Below are 908 nucleotides of genomic sequence, written 5' to 3'. Positions count from 1 at the left end.
CCGCCTTCACGGATTGCGAAACGCAGACCGTCGTCCATCGCGATCGGGTGGATCAGGGTAACAACCATTTTGATGTTGTCGCCCGGCATTACCATCTCTACGCCTTCCGGCAGTTCGATGGTGCCAGTCACGTCAGTTGTACGGAAGTAGAACTGCGGACGGTAGCCTTTGAAGAACGGAGTATGACGGCCGCCTTCATCTTTGGACAGGATGTACACTTCAGATTCGAATTTGGTGTGCGGCTTGATAGAACCCGGCTTAGCCAGTACCTGACCACGTTCGATTTCTTCACGTTTGATACCACGCAGCAGAACGCCAACGTTCTCACCAGCACGGCCTTCGTCCAGCAGTTTGCGGAACATTTCAACGCCGGTACAGGTAGACTTAGCAGTGTCTTTGATACCAACGATTTCAACTTCTTCGCCAACTTTAACGATACCGCGCTCTACACGACCGGTAACAACGGTACCACGGCCGGAGATGGAGAATACGTCTTCGATCGGCAGCAGGAACGGCTTGTCGATAGCACGTTCTGGTTCCGGGATGTAAGAATCCAGGTAGCCAGCCAGTTCAACGATCTTAGCTTCCCACTCTGCATCGCCTTCCAGCGCTTTCAGAGCAGAACCGCGGATGATCGGAGTGTCGTCGCCCGGGAAATCGTACTGAGACAGCAGTTCACGAACTTCCATCTCTACCAGTTCCAGCAGCTCTTCGTCATCAACCATGTCGCATTTGTTCAGGAACACGATGATGTACGGAACGCCTACCTGACGACCCAGCAGGATGTGCTCACGAGTCTGCGGCATCGGGCCGTCAGTCGCAGCAACAACCAGGATCGCGCCATCCATCTGAGCAGCACCGGTGATCATGTTTTTAACATAGTCGGCGTGGCCCGGGCAGTCTACGTG

General features: G+C 54.2%; 1 protein-coding gene. It reads right to left on the bottom strand.

Annotated features, from left to right (window positions below):
• A partial coding sequence (tuf, locus tag GO007_RS28810) for an elongation factor Tu (RefSeq protein ID WP_095105814.1) occupies window positions 1-908 on the bottom strand: 908 nt, incomplete at both ends.

Origin of the sequence: Klebsiella sp. 10-1 (genome assembly GCF_009758445.1) — a bacterium.
In the GTDB taxonomy this organism is placed as follows: domain Bacteria; phylum Pseudomonadota; class Gammaproteobacteria; order Enterobacterales; family Enterobacteriaceae; genus Klebsiella; species Klebsiella scottii.
The sequence above is the reverse complement of the archived record's forward strand: the minus strand, read 5'-3'. Positions and strand labels throughout refer to the sequence as shown.